The 22,401-nt window shown below is 35.3% G+C and carries 13 protein-coding genes; 3 read left to right on the top strand and 10 right to left on the bottom strand.

From position 1 onward, the window contains the following. Positions 1-9: 9 nt before the first annotated feature. Genes CJ739_RS10125 through CJ739_RS10115 form a run of 3 tightly spaced genes read right to left on the bottom strand, consistent with a single transcriptional unit; the run spans position 10 to position 6,207 of the window. Positions 10-1,101, bottom strand: coding sequence for an endo-1,4-beta-xylanase (locus CJ739_RS10125; RefSeq protein WP_117174931.1), 1,092 nt, complete (start codon positions 1,099-1,101; stop codon positions 10-12). A 47-nt stretch (positions 1,102-1,148) separates the two neighbouring features. Further along, positions 1,149-4,043: a glycosyl hydrolase 115 family protein gene (locus CJ739_RS10120; protein WP_117174929.1), complete on the bottom strand. Its 2,895-nt coding sequence runs from the start codon at positions 4,041-4,043 to the stop codon at positions 1,149-1,151. A 7-nt stretch (positions 4,044-4,050) separates the two neighbouring features. Beyond that, positions 4,051-6,207: an alpha-glucuronidase family glycosyl hydrolase gene (locus CJ739_RS10115; protein WP_205419398.1), complete on the bottom strand. Its 2,157-nt coding sequence runs from the start codon at positions 6,205-6,207 to the stop codon at positions 4,051-4,053. A gap of 230 nt (positions 6,208-6,437) precedes the next feature. On the opposite strand from CJ739_RS10115, the gene CJ739_RS10110 reads away from it, so the two are divergent. After that, the gene (locus tag CJ739_RS10110; RefSeq protein ID WP_117174927.1) at positions 6,438-8,711 is read left to right on the top strand and encodes a glycoside hydrolase family 3 C-terminal domain-containing protein; all 2,274 of its coding nucleotides are present in this window, start codon (positions 6,438-6,440) and stop codon (positions 8,709-8,711) included. Between the two features lie 2 nt (positions 8,712-8,713). Then, positions 8,714-10,651: a sialate O-acetylesterase gene (locus CJ739_RS10105; protein ID WP_117174925.1), complete on the top strand. Its 1,938-nt coding sequence runs from the start codon at positions 8,714-8,716 to the stop codon at positions 10,649-10,651. A 1-nt stretch (position 10,652) separates the two neighbouring features. Here CJ739_RS10105 and CJ739_RS10100 read toward each other — a convergent pair whose 3' ends face one another. Beyond that, positions 10,653-11,714 carry a LacI family DNA-binding transcriptional regulator gene (locus CJ739_RS10100; protein ID WP_409446051.1) on the bottom strand — a complete coding sequence of 354 codons (1,062 nt, stop codon included), beginning with the start codon at positions 11,712-11,714 and terminating at the stop codon, positions 10,653-10,655. 52 nt (positions 11,715-11,766) lie between these two features. On the opposite strand from CJ739_RS10100, the gene CJ739_RS10095 reads away from it, so the two are divergent. Further along, positions 11,767-13,491, top strand: a complete 1,725-nt coding sequence (locus tag CJ739_RS10095) for a glycoside hydrolase family 43 protein (RefSeq protein WP_162880185.1) — start codon at positions 11,767-11,769, stop codon at positions 13,489-13,491. Positions 13,492-13,555: 64 nt separating this feature from the next. Here CJ739_RS10095 and CJ739_RS10090 read toward each other — a convergent pair whose 3' ends face one another. From CJ739_RS10090 to CJ739_RS10065, 6 genes are all read right to left on the bottom strand, one after another. After that, positions 13,556-15,229 carry a sodium:solute symporter gene (locus CJ739_RS10090; RefSeq protein WP_236951646.1) on the bottom strand — a complete coding sequence of 558 codons (1,674 nt, stop codon included), beginning with the start codon at positions 15,227-15,229 and terminating at the stop codon, positions 13,556-13,558. A gap of 97 nt (positions 15,230-15,326) precedes the next feature. Then, positions 15,327-16,652: a xylose isomerase gene (xylA, locus tag CJ739_RS10085; protein WP_117174920.1), complete on the bottom strand. Its 1,326-nt coding sequence runs from the start codon at positions 16,650-16,652 to the stop codon at positions 15,327-15,329. A gap of 86 nt (positions 16,653-16,738) precedes the next feature. Beyond that, complete coding sequence (locus tag CJ739_RS10080) at positions 16,739-18,229, bottom strand: xylulokinase (protein ID WP_117174918.1); 1,491 nt, start codon at positions 18,227-18,229, stop codon at positions 16,739-16,741. Between the two features lie 3 nt (positions 18,230-18,232). Next, positions 18,233-19,273, bottom strand: a complete 1,041-nt coding sequence (locus CJ739_RS10075; protein WP_335645422.1) for a GntR family transcriptional regulator — start codon at positions 19,271-19,273, stop codon at positions 18,233-18,235. Between the two features lie 386 nt (positions 19,274-19,659). Continuing rightward, a complete protein-coding gene (locus tag CJ739_RS10070; RefSeq protein WP_117174914.1) occupies positions 19,660-20,544 on the bottom strand; it encodes a carbohydrate kinase family protein in 885 nt (294 codons plus the stop codon). A 101-nt stretch (positions 20,545-20,645) separates the two neighbouring features. Further along, positions 20,646-22,394: a RagB/SusD family nutrient uptake outer membrane protein gene (locus CJ739_RS10065; protein ID WP_117174912.1), complete on the bottom strand. Its 1,749-nt coding sequence runs from the start codon at positions 22,392-22,394 to the stop codon at positions 20,646-20,648. Positions 22,395-22,401 lie beyond the last annotated feature (7 nt).

Below are 22,401 nucleotides of genomic sequence, written 5' to 3'. Positions count from 1 at the left end.
TTTTATTTGTTATTTATTTAACCCTTCAAGAAAACCAGTAAAAGCTGGTTTGTATTTATAATTTGAATCAAATAATAATGGCCATTCATTTTGGTTGTTGTTAAAACTTAATAACCAACTATCATTATCTCTCATTCCCCAAAAAGTAATTCCATATTGTTGTGCAGCAGGAATGGTTTTGTATAATATCGCTATATCTTTATATCTATCTTTTTGAGCATTAGACCGCTCAGTTGTTAAAGAGGTTAATGCTTTGTTTTTATTTACAGTCATATCTACTTCAGAAAAGTGAATTAATAATCCTGTAGCTTTGAGCATGTTTAAATTATCTGTTAAGGTTGCCAAAGTTGGATTTTGATAATCTATATGCATTTGCATGCCAATACCATCTATGGGCGTTGCGGTCGTTTTAAATGTATTTACCATACTTACAACTTGAGAAGCTTTAGAGCCTTGACTACCTAAGCTATAATCATTATAGAATAATTTTACATTAGGATCGGCTTCACGAGCCCAGATAAAGCATTTCGACACATAATCACTTCCTATTCTGGTATTAAAAACAGCTGCAGCTGCATCACTTGTAAAATGCTCATTTACTACATCCCAACTTTCTACAATAGATTTTCCTTCCGAATTTTTAAAAGTTGCAAAGTGCGCCACTGTGGCTTTTATATAATCTTTAACTTGGGCTTCAAAATCGGCATCGGTTCCAGCATAGTTTTTTAACCAGTTCGGTATGGATGCATGCCAAACTAAGGCATGCCCATGAACTCTAAATCCATTTGCTTTTGCATATGCAACTATGGCGTCTCCTTTACTAAAATCATAAGTATTTGGACCCGTAAACATAGAAGCCATTTTCATGTCATTCTCTGCTGTAATACTATTAAACTCTTTATTTAATAATATTTTAAAATTATTGTCATTAGAAAGTCTACTCGCTGAAACTATATTCCCTATTGGAAAATTAGCTGCTTCCTTTAATGTAGTCGCTTTTGGCGTTGGCGTTGGAGACGTTACTTGAGGGCCATCTTCAGATGAGCTGCAACTCATGATTAGTGAAATAAAAATTAGCAATATAAATTTAATTGGTTTCATACTTCTTTAGTTTAATCTTAAACGTCGTGGTGTATTTAATCTTTTTTTTAGCTTTCAATAGGTCCGAGATATACTTCTCTTAATTTACTGTTTTCTGTTTCTATAATGATTTTTTGAAGTACCAAACCTTCATCAATTCTATAATAATTCAGAGTATGATTCCCTGCTTTATTTATATTAAATTCTGTGGTGATGATTTTAATATTATCTGCAACATTTCTATCCCAATTTTCAGGAACTTTACCATTATAATTAAAAATATAAGGATCTGAATCGTAATCTATTTGAATAGGTTTTTCTTTATCGAACGATAAACCAAAATACATACCTTCCCTTGTTGAATAATTAATAGTCGGAGAAAAATGCATGTGAACTTTTACTTTTCCTTTGTTTTGAAAATTTAAACTATAAGATAACTTCGGTGATTTTTTTGAAAGTTCTACCCTGCCCTTCTTTATTGGTAATGAAATGACAGCATCGCCTGTTTTACCTAAATTTTCCACTACTTTCCACTGAAAAGGTTTAGGTTCATATTTATTAGAATAATGCGCTGCTTCTATTGCCATAAAACCATTGTTTTCAACAAATCCTTTTATAGAACTCTTTTTTATATTGTTTACTTTTATATAAACTGGTATTTGTTTTCCTGCACCAATAATAGTTATATCTGAATTTTGAATGCCTTCAGGAACATTATCCCAATCAATACTTACTTTTATGCTTTTTTGGTTTTCAATAGTGTCGTTAGGTTCTGAAATTTTCACCCAAGCATCATGCGCTTTTATTTCATAATTAAAGCTTTTTTTACCTCTGTTAAAAATATCAATACTATATTTTTGATTATTAAAAGAATCAAAAACGGGAAGTATGGCATCATCATTAGTTCCAGACCACCATTCTTTAGAACCTTCAATAGAAACGCCCATTTCTGCACCATCAGCTTCATCTATTTTAAAGGTTTCTGGTATCTTGTTAAACTTAGGTTCCTGCCAAATTTCATAACCAATGTGGGTTTGGGACATCATATGGTTCCACTTCCCATTAGCCACCTCTTTATGGTAATAGTTTGTTAATTCTATGTCTTTATTAAATAACTCTTTTACTTTATCGGCATAAAAATTTGTTGATGCCCTACCTTGTTTTGCATACAGATTGTTTTTTGCGGCGCTTATATAAAGTTCATTAAGGTTGGCACTTGCTAATACTGGAAAAAGCACCAATTGATAATAGGCATCTTTATACATTTCAGGAAGTTCGTCGCTTATTGCTTGCGCCCTTTTCGCTAGTGCATTATATTGGTCAACAACCCTATTAGCTTCATTATAATGATGTAAACTGTAGGTTGAGGCATCTATTAACTCATGTTTTCTTCTGGCATTATACTTGGTATATTTTTTCATGACATCTGCAATAGCAGCTGTTTGAATGCCTCCAAAAACATCTTTTGCCCATAAAATGTAATAATCCTGTAAATTATCGGCATGCCATTTTTCAGGATTCCAAGCATAGTCAAAGAAAAATTGAATAGGAAATTCCATAGGTTTAATATCACCTACATTTACAATCCATAAGTTGTTCACACCATGTTCGTAAGCCAAATGCATTTGCTCCCAAACACGCTCTATTTGATTCGTATTTAACCATTTATAGTTTCTAGGACCTCCTACATAATCAAAATGATAGTAAATACCATAACCTCCTTTACGTGGTTTTGCATCGAGACTTGGTAACTTTCTTAGATTACCCCAATTGTCGTCGCAAAGCAACAATGTAACATCATCTGGTACTTGCATGCCTTTATCATAATAATCTTGAACCTCTTTATAAAGTGCCCATATTTGTGGTGTTTCTTCAGCAGATTTGCCCGTTACCTCTGCAATAATTTTACGTTGCTCTTTTACAATTATTTCAAGTAAACCTGTGGCAGTTTCTTCACTCATGGCTTCATCGCCATCACCACGCATTCCAATGGTTATCAGGTTTTCTTTAGTTCCCATTCGCTCCAAGCCACCTTTCCAAAAGGCTTTTAAACCATCTGCATTGGTATTAAAATCCCAGGCTCCGCTAACAGATTTATTCCATTCGGCATGAGCACGTGTTAGAGGTTCATGATGTGAGGTTCCCATGACGATGCCATATTCATCTGCAAGAATAGCATTTTGAGGATCATCTACATTAAACTTTCTTGGCGGCCACATGGCGGGCCATAAATAATTCCCTTTCATTCTAAGTATAAGTTCAAAAACTTTGTCATAGAACTGAGCGTTAAAATCGCCATACTTTTCATAAACCCAACCTGTTAAAGCAGGAGCTTCATCATTTATAAAAAATCCTCTGTACTTAACTTTAGGCTCTCCCAAAGTATGAATACCAGAAAGCACGTGTAATTCGGATTGTTTTTTTATAGGAACATCTGCCCAAAAATACCAAGGCGACACACCAATTTGACTTGAAAGATCATACATTCCGTAAATCGTGCCTCGCTTGTCTGAACCTGCAATAACCAAGGCTTTTTTTATTCCATGAAAAGGGTTTTCAATAATTTGAGTGGTGAATTTCTCCCATTTACCTTTCAATTGATTGGCATCAATTTTTCCTTCTTTAATTAATTTATCTATAATTTTACTTTTTCCTAAAGTGCCAATAATTACAAGAAAATCTTCGTTTTCAGGCAGGCTATTAAAAATATTTGGCGCAAAACCTGTAACATTTTGAATGTCATTTTGGAGATGCCCTACAACCCGTTTAACACCCGGAAAATCATTTTCACTTATTAAAAACGAAGCTACAAGCGAGTTACTTGCTAAGGGAAAGCTCCCATTTGAAGTTACAGATGAAACATATTTTTCAGGTTGTACCGCTTGAATACTATTTGATGTAAAAAATAGTAGGCTTAAAAATACTGCTTTGGTGATTAATTTTGGTATCGTTATAAACATCATTTTTTAATTAGTTTCCTGGTGCAAAGGGGAATTTTAATGATTGAAAATAGTCTAAAGTTTTCGTTGGTTTTTCAACACCTTGTGGTAATTCCTTACCCGAAAACTGCTGGAAATACAACAAACAAGCATCTCGCCACCATTTCGCTTCTTTATATTGAATATGTAACAGCATTTTAACTTCATTAAATCGTTCTTCATCAACATAGGGTTCCATATCTTCCCAAGTGTTTATCATGGCTGCTACTTCATTAACACCTTCTTGATATTTTAATGCCATACCATCCCAAAGTGTTTCTCCATTTTTTAATTTATAATCCCATGGCACATGATGGAACCATAGTAAATATTCTTCCGGACAGGTTTCAATATTATTGAATCTTGAAGCCACTTCAGGTGCATATTGTGCGGTTGCATGACTTCCTGTAGGTGTGCGATCAAAACCAATTCCTAAAGAATCCGCTTTATGATAATATACAGGATTCCATTCGGGGCGCGAAAGATTTGATACCCAAGGCCCAGGACCGTAATGATGTCCTGTATCCATAATATGGTGCAAGCCCAAAGGCGTCATGTAATTCACTACGGCTTCTCTAGAATTTAGCATCATATTTTTAACGGGCTTTACAAAATTATCGTTGTTAGAAAATGTTAATCGCAACCATTCCTCGGCTATCTCTTCTGAAGTTAAATAAGGATTCCAGGCAAGTCTTCCAAAGCCATACCAATTGGCCTGAAGCATGGTATTCCCTGTCCAATTAATAGCATTACCAATATTGCTAACCCCAGCAATGCCGGTTAGTTTTTTGTTATGAAGCGATCCATCAATATCCTTGGCAACTGTAGATCCTTTGCCTTCTCTATAGGTATCTGCTTTTAAAACTTCTTCAAATAATTTTGGTAGAAATATAGAATGGGTACTAAAGCCTAAATATTCTTGGGTAATCTGAAACTCCATCATTAATGGTGTTTTAGGCATGGCTCCAAACATAGGATGAAATGGTTCGCGAGGTTGAAAATCTATCGCGCCGTTTTTAACTTGAATAAGCACATTATCTTTAAATTGTCCATCATAAGGCACAAATTCAGAAAAAGCCTGTTTAGCCCTGTCTGTAGTATCATGTTCAGAATACACAAAGGCACGCCACATGACAATACCTCCAAATGGTTCCAACGCACCTGCTAGCATATTGGCACCATCAACATGGTTTCTATCGTAATTTTGTGGCCCTGGTTGCCCTTCGGAATTTGCTTTAACCAAAAAACCTCCAAAATCAGGAATTCGATTGTAAATTTCCTTGGTTTTATCGCTCCACCATTTAATGACTTCTGGGTCATAAGGATCGGCTGTTTCTAATCCACCAATTTCAATAGGTGCCGAAAAACGTGCTGTTAGATATACTTTTATTCCGTAAGGTCTAAAAACAGTCGCTAATGCTTCTACTTTTTCTAAATATTTTGGCGCTAAAATAAGGGCATTGGCGTTAACATTGTTTAAAACAGTCCCATTAATCCCTATGGATGCATTGGCTCGGGCATAATCTATATAACGTTGGTCTATATAATCCGGTAAACGATGCCAATCCCAAATGGAGGAACCTGCATAACCTCTTTCTACAGTTCTGTCCAAGTTATCCCAATGGTTTAGTACACGAATTTTTAGTTTTGGCGAATCGATAATGTTTAACTTTTCTATGGATTTATTGGTTTGCAGCAATTGTAAAAAATTATAAACACCATACAGTACACCAACATCCGTTTTTCCGGTAATAACAATATGGTTTTTACCTTTAATTAAAATGGTTTTAATTATGAAACCTTCATTATTTATTTCGTTAAAAGCATTTCCCAATTGGCGTATAATATCTTCATTTAAAGATGTTCTAGATCCAAACATCAAGGAATTAGCTACCATATTTTCTGTATCTGCTAAAAATCCAGAACCAAGCATGCCATTCAGTCCCAACTCAAGTTCTTTTAGCCCTACATTTATTGTTTCAGAATCTCCTAAAGGAATTATTCTTTTAATAGTTGATTGATAATTTGATCGTATTTGTTCATTTTCAATATAACTGTATTGCAACCATAACCTATATCCATTGTTCGAATAAGATTTAAAACAAACCAGAAATTGCAACACCAATATTAAACCATACTTCTTTAACATGGACTTTATTATGAAGCAAAAATTATTCATTCTAAACATATCATTGGTTTTAATTAACATAGAATTCGTTTAAACGAATTCATAATATTCACACTAATTTAGTGTAAAGATAAATTTTTTTTTTAATTTGCAATCGGTTGCGTAAATTAAATAAATAATCTTTTGAAAAATAATTTTAAGTATTTTTATTAGAAGTTCACAACTTAAACTTAATTAAATAGCCAACTATCATGATAAAGACAGCTTTCATTTTTATTAATAAGTCCGTTTTCATTTTACTAATTTTAGTATCATGTAAAAATGACAATTCTGAGACAATAAGCACTGTTGACAATAAAATTCCACCAACCAATTTTGAGTTTCCTTTTTATAACCCATCGCTTTCTATTGATGAACGTGTACAAGATTTAATATCTAGATTAACATTAGAAGAAAAGGCAAACCAAATGATGAATTCCACTTCTGGAATTGATCGCCTAAAAATCTCTCCTTATGATTATTGGAACGAAGCACTGCATGGGGTTGGCCGCTCTTGTGTTGCTACCGTTTTTCCTCAAGCAATAGGAATGGGTGCGACTTTTGATGATAATTTAATATACAGAGTGTCTTCGGCTATTTCAGATGAAGCAAGGGCGTTGTACAATGCCGCAAGCGAAAAAGGATATTATAAAAAATATGGCGGCTTAACATTTTGGACGCCTAACATTAACATTTTTAGAGACCCTCGTTGGGGACGCGGACAGGAAACTTATGGCGAAGACCCTTATTTAACAAGCATTATTGGAGTGTCTTTTGTTAAAGGTTTGCAAGGTGACCATCCAAATTATTTAAAAACGGCTGCTTGTGCCAAACACTATGCTGTCCATAGCGGCCCTGAAAAACTAAGACACGAATTTAATGCCGAGTCTAATCAAAAAGATTTATGGGAAACCTATTTACCCGCATTTGAGGCGTTAGTTGACGCCAAAGTTGAGTCTATTATGTGTGCCTACAATAGTACAAATGGCGAACCTTGTTGTGCTAACACATATTTAATTTCGGAAGTACTGCTAGATAAATGGCAGTTTAAAGGCCATGTTTTAACTGATTGTGGTGCCTTGGAAGACTTTTACAAACAGCCCAGCGAAGGCGGTCACGGTATTGTAAAAACTCCAGCCGAGGCCGCAGCCTTGGCGGTTAAAAGTGGCATAAGTTTAAATTGCGGAAGCATTTACAGCTACTTACCCGAAGCCGTTAAAACAGGTTTAATTACTGAAAAAGAGATAGACTCGCAACTAGCTAAATTATTACGCACACGCTTTAAATTAGGCCTTTTTGACCCCAAGGGCAGTAATCCTTATGATGGTATTTCAATAGATGTTGTAAATAGTGAAACCCATAGAGCCTTAGCAAAGGAAGTTGCTGTTAAAAGCATGGTTTTACTAAAAAATAATGGTGTTTTGCCTCTTAAAAACGACCTGTCAAAGTATTTCGTTACAGGTCCAAATGCAGCAAATATTGATATTCTTTTAGGAAATTATTATGGTGTTAATCCTAAACTTGTTACTATTTTAGAAGGCATTGCAAACGCCATAAATCCTGCCAGCCAAATACAATATAGATTGGGTTGTATGCTAAGCGAAATGCCTAAAAACCCTATAGATTGGGCTAGCGGAAACGCAGGTAATAGCGATGTTACACTGGCCGTGTTAGGAATTTCCAGTTTATTGGAAGGCGAAGAAGGCGAATCTCTGGCATCAGCAACTGCAGGTGATAGACTGGATTACAATTTACCCGAAAGTCAATTGGATTATTTAAGAAAATTACGAAAAGCCGCAGATAAAAATCCCGAAGACAAAAAACCAATTGTAGCTATTATTACGGGTGGGAGCCCTATGAATCTAGCTGAAGTACATGAACTTGCTGATGCTGTTTTACTTGTTTGGTACCCTGGCGAAGAAGGTGGTACAGCCGTCGCTGATATTCTTTTTGGCAATGTGTCACCTTCAGGTCGTTTGCCAATTACGTTCCCAAAATCGTTAGACCAATTACCCGATTACCATGATTATTCTATGAAAGGAAGAACCTATAAATACATGAATCTAGATCCTATGTACCCCTTTGGTTTTGGTTTAAGTTACACCACTTTCTCATATGGGAAAATTCAAACCACAACACCAACTATGTCAAAAAAAGACAACTTAAAACTAAAAGTTACCATTACCAATTCGGGAAAAACAACTTCAGATGAAGTGGTTCAAATGTATATTTCAGATTTAGAAGCATCTGTTACAGCACCTAATTTTCAGCTTATTAAAACAGAACGAATCAACTTAAAACCCAATGAATCTAGAACTTTGGAATTTGAATTAGCGCCCAAAGATTTCGAAATTGTAAAAAACGATGGCACAAGAACAATTGAAGCTGGTGAATTTAAAATTTACGTTGGTGGTTCTAGCCCCATGAAACGAAGCTTTGAACTGGGAGCACAAAAAATGTCTGAAACTATAATTACAGTTAAATAAAAATGAACAAACTAAAAATTTTAATTAACGTTTTCCTTATTATTCAATCCACAAATTTAATTGGGCAAATAAAGCTTCCTAAATTAATAAGTGATGGTGTTATTCTACAGAGAGACGAAAAAGTAAAGGTTTGGGGTTGGGCTGCTCCAAATGAAAAAATCAAGTTGGTTTTCAAAACCAAAACCTATAATACAGAAGCAGATAACAGCGGCAACTGGCAGATAATGCTCCCTGCCCAAAAAGCTGGCGGACCATTTGAAATGGTTTTTAAAGCAAGCAACGAAATAACAATTCAAGATATTTTATTTGGCGATGTTTGGGTGTGTTCCGGACAATCAAATATGGAGCTGCCCATGGAACGCTTAAAAGAAAAATATGGCGCTATAATAAAAAATGCTACCAATACCCATATTCGTCAATTTTTAGTTCCGGACACTTATAATTTTAAAGAACCTCAAAAAGATTTTAAAGACGGTAGCTGGATTGCAGCAACACCTAGTACAGTCCTTGAATTTTCTGGTGTTGCCTATTTTTTTGCTAAGGAAATTTATGAAAAGCACCAAATTCCTATTGGAATAATCAATGCTGCTTTAGGTGGTTCTCCAATTGAATCTTGGTTGAGCGATGATGCGCTTAAGGATTTCCCAGAGCCTTATGAAGAAGTACAAAAATATAAAAATGACACCTTAATAGAACGCATTGAAAATAGTGATAAAAAAAGAAGTGATGATTGGTATGCGCTTTTAAATTCAAAAGATAAAGGGATTTACAATCACTGGGATTTACCTTCAGGCATCGATTTTAGTGATTGGGATGACATGGAAATACCTGGTTATTGGGCAGATTCCGCTCTTGGAAACATAAATGGTGTTGTTTGGTTTAGCAAAGATATCATTGTACCAAAATCAATGCTTGGAAAACCTGCAAAACTATTTTTGGGTCGTATTGTTGACCAAGATTCTGTTTATATAAATGGTGAATTTGTAGGAACCACAGGCTACCAATATCCACCACGTAGATATGAGGTAAAATCAACTATTTTAAAAGAAGGGAAAAACACTATTTCAATTCGAGTTATTAACAACATTGGAAAGGGTGGATTTGTTTTGGACAAACCTTATTATTTAGCTGTAGATAATGATACCATCGATTTAAAAGGCACATGGAAATATAAATTAGGAACCACCATGCAACCATTAAAAGGGCCGACATTTATTCGTTGGAAACCAGAAGGTTTATACAACGCCATGATAGCGCCTCTAATTAACTTAAAAATAAAAGGAGTCCTATGGTATCAAGGCGAGTCAAATACCCATAATCCAAAACACTATGCAAAAACGCTCCCGGCACTTATAAACGATTGGAGAAATAAATGGCATCAAGGAAAATTCCCTTTTCTTTTTGTGCAACTAACAAACTTTATGGAAACTAGCCCAGAACCAACAGAAAGTAATTGGGCACAATTAAGACAATCGCAACTAGAATCATTGAAAGTTCCAAATACAGGTATGGCCGTCACGATAGACTTAGGCGAATGGAACGATATCCATCCTTTAAATAAAGAAGATGTTGGTAAGCGTTTAGCACTATTGGCACGAAAAATGGCTTATGGCGAAAAAACCATTCAGGCATCAAGTCCGTTACCATGTAAAGCGACATTTAATGGACACAAGGTGATTATTTCTTTTAAAAACAAAGGAAGTGACTTAATAATTAAAGGTGAGGATGATTTAAAGGGCTTTTCAATTTCAGATGATGGTGTCAACTTTGTTTGGGCAAAAGCTATTATTAAAAACAATAAGGTTGAAGTTTGGAACGAAAACATTAAAAACCCAACGGTTGTTAGATATGCTTGGGCGAACAATCCTGATAATGCAAATTTATATTCAAATGCAGGCTTGCCATCTACACCTTTTGAAATAAAAAAGACAACTAAGTAATCTAATTTCTTTTTGAAGATTCCCGAACCAACACTTCGGTATTTAAAAAGGTAATTTCTTTAACTTCGTCCCTTTTAGAAGACTTTAAATTTTTCAAAATAATTTCGGCAGATGCTTGCCCCATTTTTTCAGCAGGATGTGTAATGGTTGATAGATTAGGATCAATAATATGTGAAATAGGGTCGTTGTTAAAACCTATTACCGCCAATTCTTCGGGTACTTTAACACCTCTTTTTTTAGCACATTGAATAGCGCTTACTCCTAAAATATCACCTGGTGCAAAAATACCATCGGGCGGATTCTTTAAATCAAGAAGTTTATTGGTTGCTTTTTCTGCTTCTTCGTATGTTACTGCTTTAAGTTTAATAATAAGATCGTCTTCAATAGGAAGGTTGGCTTCCTTTAAAGCATCTAAATAGCCCTTTTTTCTTTCGTAATAAATACTAAATTCCGAACCAGCAGTAAGATGGGCTATCCGTTTACATCCCTGCGAAATAAGATGCTGTGTTGCTTTATAGCCTGCTGCATAATTATCAATAACCACACGAAACGTATTAAAGGTTTTTGGCACCCTATCCACAAAAACCAATGGCGTATTGCTATCCATAAATAACTGAAAATGCGAGGTGTCTTGGGTTTCCATAGCCAACGAGCAAATAATACCACTTACTCTGTTATTGTATAAAGATTGGGTCATGCTTACTTCTTGCTCGTAAGAATCGTGAGATTGCATAATAACCACATTGTAACCTGCTTTTTGAGCTGCTATTTCTATGCCACTAATTAAGGAAGACAAGAAGGGTTGCGTAATAGTTGGTAATAAAACACCTATGGTTTTTGTTTTTTTACTGCGTAAGCTAGCCGCTAAATTATTGGGACGATACCCCATTTCCTTTGCCGTTTTCTTAACCTTTTCAATCGTTTTTTTACTAATACTATGATGGTCTTTTAACGCTCTGGAAATAGTTGAAGTTGCTAAATTTAACTTGTCTGCTATATCGTAAATAGTAACTTCGGTATGCTCTTTCATCCTTTTATCAAAATAATTAAACCAAATATACATTTTTTAAACAAATTATATTTTATATTTAATGCATCAATTTAAACCGAAAAAGATGACTAAATTTTTTAATGCATTATTTTTATTATCATTAGTTCTTTTATCCTTTTCATGTAAAAAAATTTCCAATAAAAAGCAACCGATTGCGCAAAGTGAATACGCAGTGTTTGATTGGTTTAATTACGAAGGAAAGGATGAAGCTTTCAAAGAAGTATCAAAAACAGACAGTACTTATTTAAACCCAATTCTAGCTGGCTTTTATCCAGACCCCAGTATATGTTCAGCAAACGGGAAATTTTACTTAATCACATCTACATTTACCTACTTCCCTGGAATACCTATATTTGAAAGTACAGATCTAATAAGCTGGAAACAAATTGGGCATGTTATAACACGAAAAGAACAAGGAGATTTTTCTGGTCAGGGTGTTTCTAAAGGCATGTTTGCACCAACTATTCGATATCACAATGGTACATTCTATGTTATTTGTACCAATGTAAGTGGTATTGGAAATTTTATTGTTACAACTAAAGATCCTTCTGGACCATGGTCAGATCCTATAACCATTCCTGGTGTTGATGGGATAGATCCAGATATTTTCTTTGATGAGGATGGCAAAGTTTACATCACTCACAACGGACCACCACCAAATAATATTTCTGTTCACGACGGACATAGAGCTATTTATATATTTGAATACGATTTAGAAAATAAAAAAATAGCTAGTGAATCTAAACTTCTAATAAATGGTGGTACTGATATGGCAAAAAAAACCGTTTGGATTGAAGCACCTCACATATTTAAAAAAGATGGTTATTACTACTTAATTTGTGCTGAAGGTGGTACTCGCTACAATCATTCCGAAGTCGTTTTTAGAAGCAAAAATGTTGACGGACCTTACGATAGCTATAAAAACAACCCGATACTAACACAACGCCATTTAAATACGCCAAGACCCAATGAAATTTCAACAACTGGTCATGCCGATTTTGTAGAACTCTCTAATGGTGATTGGTGGGCTGTGTTTCTAGGCTGCAGACCATATGGCGACGATTTATACAACACCGGTAGGGAAACTTTTTTAATGCCTGTTGCATGGAAAGATGGTTGGCCAACCATTGTTGGAGGCAACAACCCAATACCAATAATTAATAAAAAACCAAACCTAATAGCTTCAAAAGAAAAAATAGCGCCAACAACTGGCAATTTTATATCACATGATGCCTTTAAAAATAGTGAACTAGATTTTAAATGGAATTTTATAAGAACACCTTTAGAGAAATGGCATGAATTAGATGGCAAATATTTATATATAAAACCTAGAAAAGAATCTATCCATACCGAAACAAACTTTTCGTTTATTGGTAGAAGACAACAGCATTTACAGTTTGACGCTTCAACCAAAGTAACATATAATTTAACAGACACATTACAAACTGTAGGTTTGGTAGCTTTTCAAAATGAAAACCATTACTTATTTATTGGAAAACGATTAAATAAAGATGGAAAAGAAGAGGTTTTTATTGAAAAAAATGCCACATCTCTAAACGAAAGTCAGCCGACTATTATAGCTAAACAGGTTATAAGTACAAAAGATTCTGATTTGTTTTTAAGAATAGAAGGCGACAAAGGTTTATATAATTTTTATTATAAAACTTCAGAAAAATCGGAGTGGATTCTTTTAGCAGACAAAGTTGATGCTTCTATTTTAAGCACCAAAGAAGCTAAAGGTTTTGTTGGTACTTATTTGGGCATGTATGCCTCACTAAATCATTTTTAAGTGAATTAGGTTTTATAAAAAATAGCCCTAGCAGGGTTTAAAACCCTGCTAGGGCTAATATGTTCTATGTGAAGTATGTTAGCACGCCAACAACTATAAGAACCAGTAGTATAGACAAAACAACATCAATAGTATCATAACTACCTTTATTAGCTGCTTTTTGTTCTTCAGAAAGCGTTCCAAATGCTAATCCTTTTATAGTTTCATAATTAGGTGCTTGCGACATCATACTAACTGAAATACAAATAAATACCGAAAAAATAAACATAAATATAGCCATGTGCGCAAAATTAATGGTTGCAAATGCATAGGCAATACCTTCTACCGATTCACCTGCTACAATTTGAGGTTGATAGTATATTTCACTTCCTAACCTTAAAATTAAAAGCACCAACCCTGTTAACAAAGTTGTAATTGCCGCTGTTGAATTAACGCGTTTCCAAATAATACCCAATAGAAAAACCGCCGTTACTGGGGGCGCAATGTACGATTGTACATTTTGAAGGTACTGGTACATAACACCACCACCAATTTTTTCCATAATTGGTATCCAAATAATACCTAAGACTACAATAAAACCAGTTGCTATTTTACCTGTTCTTACCAATACGTTTTCGGTTTTTTCTGGATACAGTTTTTTATAAATATCAATAGTAAAAATAGTTGAACAAGAGTTGAAAACCGAAGCCAAAGAGCTCATTAAAGCTGCCATTAATCCACCAGCTACCAAACCTTTTAAACCAACAGGCAATAGCGTTTTAACTAACATGGGGAAAGCCCTATCGGCTTTCTCTACCGAAAACACCTCTGGATTTTGTATAGTTAAAGCAAATGCAATAATACCGGGTACCAAGAAAATTAATATAGGAAGTAATTTTAAATAAGCGCCAAAAATCGCTCCACGCCTGCCTATTTTAATATTATTGGCTGCCAATGTACGCTGTACAATATATTGGTCGGTACACCAATACCAAATCCCTACAATCGTTCCGCCTATGAGCAAGCCTGTCCATGGAAATTGCGGATCGTTCATAGGACGCCACATATTAAAATGTTCCGGACTTACCGCAGTAACAGTTTCTCTTAATTGCGCCCAACCCCCTACTTCTTGCAATCCTAAGTAGGTGATAACGACCGAACCAAAAATTAAAATAATGGTTTGAAGTGTTTCGGTATAAATTACGGCTTTCATCCCTCCCACAACGGTATAAATACCCGTGAAAATTACTATCCCAATAGCACCATACCAAAATGGAATGCCTAAAAGCTCTGAAACCACAATACCACCTGCATAGATAGTTACCGATACTTTAGTAAGTACATAAGCCACTAATGAGAACAATGATAAGAACCATCGAGACCGACTATCAAATCGTTTTTCTAAAAACTCGGGCATGGTAAAAGCGCCACTTCTAATATAAAATGGCAAAAACAGCCATCCTAAAAGCAAAACTATCCAAGCGTGTAATTCGTAATGAGCCATGGGTGTACCCGATTCGAAACCAGTTCCAGCAAGTCCTACGACGTGTTCGGACCCGATATTGGAAGCGAAAATTGACGCTCCAATTACAAACCATCCTACATTTCTACCTGCCAAAAAATAATCTTCGGTGTCTTTGTTTTTTTGAAGAACAACCCAAACGGCCACCGCAATAAGCGCAAGGAAATAAATTCCTAAAACAACCCAATCCAGGTTTTCCAAAACCGATTGTTGCATAGCTAAAAAGTAATGTTTCATAAATATTCAGTTTAATTGGTAATAATCAAATATCGAAAAAATGTTGTGCATTTTGGTTTATGTGTGATCACGCAAATTCAAAATGCACAACAGGTTATTAAATATATTGGTTAATTATATTTTCAAATAACTCTTGTTTCCCACTTGTTAATGGTAACTCGCCATTTTCTTGCGCTATTTTATATAAATCCTGTAAGTTTAACTTACCATTTTCAAAGTCTTTTCCTTTACCAGAATCGAATGATGCATAACGTGCAGTTCTTAATTTTTCGTAAGGTGAAGATGTGATGATTTTATCTGCAATTAACAACGCTCTAGCAAATGTATCTGCACCGCCAATATGTGCTAAAAACACATCTTCTAAATCGGTAGAATTTCTTCTGATTTTAGCATCAAAATTAACACCGCCACCTTGCAAACCACCTGCTTTAAGAAACACCAACATCGCTTCGGTAGTTTCTTGAATGTTGTTAGGAAACTGGTCGGTATCCCATCCGTTTTGGTAATCGCCACGGTTGGCATCCAAACTTCCTAACATACCTGCTTTTGCTGCAGTTTCAATTTCATGCTGAAAAGTGTGTTGTGCTAATGTAGCGTGATTTACTTCAATATTTATTTTAAAATCTTTATCCAAACCATATTCTTTTAAGAAACCGATCGCTGTAGCTGTATCAAAATCATATTGGTGTTTTGATGGTTCCATGGGTTTTGGCTCGATAAAAAAGTTTCCTTTAAAACCATTTGCACGTGCATAATCTCTACACATAGCCAAAAACTGCCCCATATGGTCTAACTCACGACCCATATCGGTATTTAAAAGTGTCATATAACCTTCACGACCACCCCAGAACACATAGTTCTCTCCGTTTAATGCCATCGTAGCATCTAAGGCTAATTTTATTTGCCCTCCTGCTCTTGCAACCACATTAAAATCTGGATTGGTTGAAGCACCATTCATATAGCGTGGGTTTGAAAAACAATTTGCTGTTCCCCAAAGTAATTTTACGCCCGAGTCTGCTTGTTTTTGCTTTAAATAGTCTGTAATGGTTGCTAATCTAGATTCTGATTCAGCAAATGTGGTGCCTTCTCTTATCAAATCGAAATCGTGGAAGCAGTAGTATCCAAATCCCATTTTTGTAATGAATTCAAAAGCGGCATCGGCTTTGTCTTTTGCTGCTTGAACTGCGTCTGAAGATTTATCCCATTCAAAACTTTGAGTTCCTGGCCCAAATGGGTCGCTTCCTTGTCCGCAGAACGTATGCCAATACGCTACCGAAAACTTAAACCATTCGCTCATGGTTTTGCCTGCCACCACTTGGTCTGGGTTGTAGTATTTAAATGCTAATGGGTTGTCTGATTCTTTGCCTTCAAACTTGATCTCCCCAATACCTTTGTAGTATTCTTTGTTTCCTATTAATGCCATTGTTTTTATTTTTTGTTAATCTGTTTATTTGTTTATTTGGTGTTACTTTTTGCGTTAGGGATTACTCATTATCTATTGTCTATTGCCTATTGCCTATTAAATAGAATGATTTCTAATTCGGTTTTCCAGTTGTTATAGGCTTCTTGATACGCTGTTTTATCTTTAAAAGGCATAAAAGTCATCACATGATCGTTATCAATAATTGCCTTTCCAAAGCTTTCGAAATCGCCTTTGTGCAAATTGGCGGCACGTGCGGCACCAATAGCACCTGTGGTGTTGTAAATTTCAATTTCTTGTTCTATAAGGGTTGCCACGGTATTGGCGAATATTTCTGAACGGAACAAATTGTCGTTTCCTGCACGAATAACGGTAGGTTTGATGCCATCGGATTTTAAAATTTCCATACCATACACAAACGAAAAGGCAATACCCTCTAAAGCAGCTCGACACATGTGCCCTTTGTGGTGGTTGTTTAGGTTTAAGTTAACTATTCTAGTGCCAATTTCTTTGTTGTTAAGCATGCGTTCGGCGCCATTTCCAAATGGAATCAAACAAACACCATCTGATCCAATAGGAATTTCTGAAGCCAATGCATTCATTTCTTCATAAGAACTAACCGCTAAATTATTGAGCAACCAACGGTATTGGATACCTGCGCCGTTGATACATAACAGTTTTCCTATTCTTGCATCGGCTCCTTTGGTATAATTTACATGGGCAAAATTGTTTACACGCGCACTTTCTTTAGCCGATAAGCTATTGGTTACAGCATAAAACACGCCTGATGTACCACCTGTTGCGGCTACTTCACCTGGGTTAAACACGTTTAACGATAACGCATTGTTTGGCTGGTCACCTGCTCTATAATAAATAGGCGTTCCTGCTGCTACGCCACTTTCTTCTTCACCTTTTGCATCGACTACCGATTGTACGCCGAATGTATCTACAATATCGGGCACTAAGGCTTTATCGATACCGTAATGTTCTAAAAGGAAATCTGCAATGTTATCTTTTTTAAAATCCCAAAAAATGCCTTCTGACAGTCCTGAAATGGTAGTGTTTATTTTGTTTGAAAATTTATAAGCAATATAATCGCCGGGGAGCATGAACTTATAAATATTTTTATAAACCTCAGGTTCGTTATCTTTTACCCATTTTAATTTTGAAGCCGTGAAATTGGCGGGAGAATTTAATAGGTTTGAAGCACATGTGTCTTCTCCTATTTCTTGAAAAGCCTTATTTCCTGTCTCTACGGCTCTACTATCGCACCAAATAATACTTTTACGAAGTGGATTTCCATCTTTATCAACAATAACCAAACCATGCATTTGGTACGAAATACCTATGCCTTTTATTTGAGTTCTTGATATGTTATGCTGTTTTTTCAATTTGGCGATGGCTTTACAGGCATGTTGCCACCAATCGTTTGGCTTTTGTTCTGCCCATCCATTTTTTTGGGCGAACATGCTCATTTCTTGTTCGGGTTCTTGCACAACTCCCAAGCTTTTGCCTGATGCCACCTCAACAAGTGCTGCTTTTATAGAAGAACTTCCTATGTCTAATCCTAAATAGTACATGATTTATAATGATTCTCTTAATATTAATTTAGTTGGTATATATGTTTGTATTGACGTTTCTTGATTAATAAACTCTGCAGCTTTACCACCCAGTGCTTTAAAATCGGTTGAAACTACCGAAATGCCTTTATAAATGAATTTTTTCATCGGGGTTTCATTATAAGACAAGAAGCCTACATCGGTACCTGGTTCAAAATTGTTGGCTCTGCATTGTTCTAAAAAAGTTCCGAGTATTCTATCACTCACACTTATGTAGGCTTCTCCTTTTACAACGTTAAAATCAGCAGGATCTGTGACGATTTTATATTTAAACTTTTTGGTTTCACAAAATTGTTTAAAGTAAGCAACCGATTCTGTTGGATGCTTGGTGAATGTTGGATATACAAAAACCAGTTTTTTATATTTTTTAAAAGGTTCAATAGCTTCTTTTAAGGCGTCGTAAAATGCGCTTCCAAAATCTTGAAACACATAGTTGTTTGATGCTTTTGAATAGACGTTCCAATCGATTAACAACAGTTTGTCATTATCAAAATCAGACAAGACGCTTGGCACCTCTTTATGGTCGAAAGTCATCACGACATATTTAAAATACTTCCCTTTACTGTTATTTAAAATGGTTTTGAAATTGTTGATGTTATAATGATGGAATTGCACATCTACAATAACTTTTTTGGGTAAATTATTAACAAATGCATGGTATAAAACCTCTTTATAGGCTTTAAAGGTATCTAAAACCAAAAGCACCTTTCTGGTATCATTAGCCACAAAATATCCTTTATTAGGTACAGATTCCACAACCCCATTTTCTTTTAAAATAGAATAGGCTTTAAAAACGGTATCTCTAGATAATTTATAGTCGCTGCAAATAGCATTGACCGAAGGTAATGCATCACCACTAGACAGCGTATTATTAGCAAGTGCGTCATTAATGGCATTCACTAATTGCTGATACTTAGGTATCTCGCTATTGAAATTTAAATCAAAAAACATCAACTGTTCTGTTCTGTTCTGGTTTGCAAATATAATAATTCTTTTTAACTGCAAGAAGTTAGTCTTGTTTTTTTTATAAACATTTGTTTATTAAACTTATAGCATAAAAAGATGAACAGGAAGAAAAATGGTAGACTACCGAAATAAAAACTAAAGTTGCTTTACTTTTTAAAATATGTTATTCCACCTCATTGATTAACAGCACGACACTTGTTCGTTTAGTATCTATCTCAGTATTTATACCGACCGTCATTAAAAAATCACCTGAATAAACAGCCTATGCATAGATAGTTGATTTTGTGCCCCTACAATAAGGAAATTAAAAAAAACAAGGGCACAATCAGTAATCCCTTTAAAAAACCATTATCACTGTGTTTGCAGAGAATTGTAAAAGTTTTATCGGACAACCATGATAACTCATTCAAAAAAAACCTTTATTACTAATATGGGTTCATAAAAGCGTCTATTTCAGATGGTGTTATTTTTGGATTTGCACCTTCTCTCTGGGCAACCAAAGCACCTACAGCACATGCAAAATCAATAGCTTCCTGAGGTTCAACTTTATTGAGTAATTGACTAATTAAAGACCCCAAGAAAGAATCTCCAGCGCCTACGGTGTCTATCACTTTTATAAGAAAACCACTATTATAAAATAGTTCGCCATTATATAATAAAACGGCGCCATGTTCCCCTTTGGTGACACATATCTGTTTTGCCTTTGTTTTTTCTGCAACAAACATGAGGTTTTGCTCCAACGAATGGTATTTAGAGCCCATATATTTACTTACTTCATAAAGCTCATCATCATTAAATTTTATAAAATCTGCTTTATCCATTAAATAAAATAAAACGTCTTTAGTATAGTAAGGCGGTCTTAAATTGAGATCAAAAATCTTGTATTTGGCACGTTCAATGAGTTCGTACAAGGTCTTTCTAGAACTGTCATCTCTTGCCGCCAAACTCCCAAAAACAAAAGCATCTGAGCTTTCAACAGCCTTTTTATTTATTTCCGTCAACCTTATTTTGTCCCAAGCTCTAGGATATTTAATGTCGTAAGATGCAGATCCTTTGTCATTCAGCATGACTTTAACCTTTCCGGTTTTATACTCATTATGTACTTGAATACAACTTGTATCTATACCACAGTCTTTAAGATATTGCATAATTTTAGACCCACTTTCTCCTTGCCCAATAGCACTCACCATCGTTACATCATGGTTAAATGATTGCAACCTACTAGCAACATTTAAAGGGGCTCCACCAATTTTCTTATGGGTAGGAAACACATCCCATAAGACTTCTCCAAAACATGTTATTTTAGACATATTATTCGATTTAAAAGTTTAAAAGGGTGTTTAATTAAACATAAACACCCTCTTAATTTAAAAAAACCAACTCAAAAAACTAAACAATTTTATAATTAAAATTAATATCCAGGGTTTTGTTTATATAAACCTCCTGTAAAATCAATCTCTCTTTGTGGTATTGGATAATACTCATCGCGTCCTGCAGTAAACTGAGCATTAGCAAGAAAATCTTTTCTTGTTTTTTCAACCGCCAAATACGCATTAAGTACAGGTTCTGCCATGCCCCATCTTACCAAATCAAAGAATCTTGGTCCTTCCATACCAAACTCTAATCTTCTTTCAAACATTAACGCTTTAAACGCATCTGCCTTAGACATTCCCATGGGGTACATGCCAACATTATAAACATCTGAAGCTCCAGCGTCAATTTGTCTTTGAGTACTTGCTGCTGCACGTGTTCTAATTTGATTAATAATTGCGACACCTTCATCAACTTGATTTAATTGAATTAACGCTTCAGCTTTAAACAATAACACATCGGCATAACGTATAAAATCAACATTTTTAGAAGTACCTACAAAGGGTCCTTCTTTTACGTAACATGAACAATCTGGCGCTTGTTGCTCTTTCATGTTTCCAAAATAGCCATACACTCCTGGATCTCTTGCCCAACTAAAATTGTAAATCATGTCACCATCAGTTTTAACTGTATTGCGGTATTTAAACGGACGACCGGGAATACCAACCGTATGGTCAATTCTCGGATCTAAAGTAATGCCTGATGCCAATGGCGTTTCCCCATTGCCATCAACAACATTAAAAATATTACTATTATTAAACGTATCTAACAAAGGGAGTCCAGTAACCACATCGGTTTTAAATGCATTGACCATATTATGACTCGCTAAGTGGAAACCACAGCAGCCATAAAGCCCTGTTCCGTGAGGCGAATTTAATCCTGTAACAAAACTTACCCTACTCACTACAGTTCCGTCGTTTATTGAAAATTGAGCTGCCCAAATAGATTCTGAACCGTTATCAAATCCGTCTAAAAAGTTGTTTCCATAGTCTGCTTCCAAAGCTCCTGTAACATCATCGGCATAATCAATCACTTCTTGTAATCTTGTTGCATTGATATTGGTTACCTGATGCGTATCGTTTTGCTCATAAGCTTGATACAAACGCAACTTAGCTAAATAAGCTGCTGCCGCATTTTTATCGGCTCTACCAACTTGTTCTTGAGCTTGTGGTAAATTGTTATATGCAAATAAGAAATCATCAGCAATGGTATTCCATAAAGCATCATTATCAACATCATTCGAAATTTGTAAAAGTTCTTCTTGTGACAAACCTTCAGTGATATAAGGTATTTTTTTGAACAATAATTTAAGCATAAAATGAGAATGTGCTCTTAAAAAACGTAATTCAGCTTGTCTTAAAGTTTTGTTTGCATATTCTGCGTCAGGAATATCATTGATTACTGATAATGCAAAATTAGCTCTAGATATGGCTTTGTAATAATTTGTCCAAGTTCTTGGTCCCATCCAGTCTGATGGGTCGTCCGCAATAGTTAAGTTGTATTGTTCGTAGCGATCAATAATATCAACGTCTCCACGGCCACCACCGCCTTTATAAGCATCATCAGATCTCACACTACCATATACCCACATATGAGTTAGCGGCCCTACCATTTCGTCGTTAGCTATGCCAGCATACGCAGCGACTACTAAAGCTTCAGCATTTTCTGAAGTTGCTACGTTTTCATTAGATAATACCCCTTCTGGTTCGTATTCTAAAAAATCTTTGGAACAACTTACAACAACAAACGCCGCCATAATTCCAAATAAAAATGTTTTTATGTTTTTCATGTTATTC

It is taken from the genome of Mariniflexile sp. TRM1-10, assembly GCF_003425985.1.
Classification (GTDB): Bacteria; Bacteroidota; Bacteroidia; order Flavobacteriales; family Flavobacteriaceae; genus Mariniflexile.
The sequence above is the reverse complement of the archived record's forward strand: the minus strand, read 5'-3'. Positions and strand labels throughout refer to the sequence as shown.

Bases quoted from the DNA above. Each gene is read 5' to 3' on its own strand.
- CJ739_RS10090 (WP_236951646.1), bottom strand. From the start codon at position 15,229: ATGAAACATTACTTTTTAGCTATGCAACAATCGGTTTTGGAAAACCTG.
- CJ739_RS10125 (WP_117174931.1), bottom strand. From the start codon at position 1,101: ATGAAACCAATTAAATTTATATTGCTAATTTTTATTTCACTAATCATG.
- CJ739_RS10095 (WP_162880185.1), top strand. From the start codon at position 11,767: ATGACTAAATTTTTTAATGCATTATTTTTATTATCATTAGTTCTTTTA.
- CJ739_RS10115 (WP_205419398.1), bottom strand. From the start codon at position 6,207: ATGTTAAAGAAGTATGGTTTAATATTGGTGTTGCAATTTCTGGTTTGT.
- CJ739_RS10065 (WP_117174912.1), bottom strand. From the start codon at position 22,394: ATGAAAAACATAAAAACATTTTTATTTGGAATTATGGCGGCGTTTGTT.
- CJ739_RS10070 (WP_117174914.1), bottom strand. From the start codon at position 20,544: ATGTCTAAAATAACATGTTTTGGAGAAGTCTTATGGGATGTGTTTCCT.
- CJ739_RS10080 (WP_117174918.1), bottom strand. From the start codon at position 18,229: ATGTACTATTTAGGATTAGACATAGGAAGTTCTTCTATAAAAGCAGCA.
- CJ739_RS10105 (WP_117174925.1), top strand. From the start codon at position 8,714: ATGAACAAACTAAAAATTTTAATTAACGTTTTCCTTATTATTCAATCC.
- xylA (WP_117174920.1), bottom strand. From the start codon at position 16,652: ATGGCATTAATAGGAAACAAAGAATACTACAAAGGTATTGGGGAGATC.
- CJ739_RS10120 (WP_117174929.1), bottom strand. From the start codon at position 4,043: ATGATGTTTATAACGATACCAAAATTAATCACCAAAGCAGTATTTTTA.
- CJ739_RS10100 (WP_409446051.1), bottom strand. From the start codon at position 11,714: ATGTATATTTGGTTTAATTATTTTGATAAAAGGATGAAAGAGCATACC.
- CJ739_RS10110 (WP_117174927.1), top strand. From the start codon at position 6,438: ATGATAAAGACAGCTTTCATTTTTATTAATAAGTCCGTTTTCATTTTA.